General features: G+C 69.1%; 2 pseudogenes. One reads left to right on the forward strand and one right to left on the reverse strand.

The features are described from left to right. Positions 1 to 120, forward strand: a pseudogene (locus AC1DN0_RS41260) (hypothetical protein); the annotation flags it as partial. Positions 121 to 186: 66 nt separating this feature from the next. On the opposite strand, the pseudogene glmM reads toward AC1DN0_RS41260, so the two are convergent. Further along, a pseudogene (gene glmM, locus AC1DN0_RS41265) lies at positions 187 to 594 on the reverse strand (phosphoglucosamine mutase); the annotation flags it as partial. Position 595: the final 1 nt, after the last annotated feature.

The raw sequence follows: 595 nt of genomic DNA on the forward strand, positions 1-595 counted from the left end.
CGCAATGGCCGCCTGCGCGGCCCGGTGGTGGGCACGCTGATGACCAACTTCGGCCTGGAACAGGCGCTGGAGCGCATCGGCCTGCCGTTCGTGCGCAGCAACGTCGGCGACCGCTACGTGCACCAGGCCCTGGTCGTCGGCCATCAGCACGCGGTCGCCGTCGCCGTCGAAGGCGATGCCCAGGTCTGCCCCCACCTCGCGCACCTTCGCGGCGAGGTTGTCGATGTGCATCGAGCCGACGCCATCGTTGATGTTGACGCCGTTGGGTTCGGCGCCGATGGTGACCACCTCCGCCCCCAGCTCGCGAAACAGCAGCGGTGCGATGTGGTAGGTGGCCCCGTGCGCGCAGTCCAGCACGATCTTCAGCCCACGCAGGTCGAAGGCGCGCGGCACGCTGGCCTTGCAGAACTCGATGTAGCGGCCGACGGCATCGCGCGCGCGCATCGCCTTGCCGAGCCGGTCGGACTCGGCGGTGGTGAACGCCCCGTCCAGCGCCGCTTCCAGCGCCAGCTCGGTGGCATCGTCGAGCTTCTCGCCATCGGCGGAGAAGAACTTGATGCCGTTGTCGTAGTGCGGGTTGTGCGAGGCGCTGATG

Source organism: Cupriavidus sp. 05N39 (assembly GCF_056397325.1).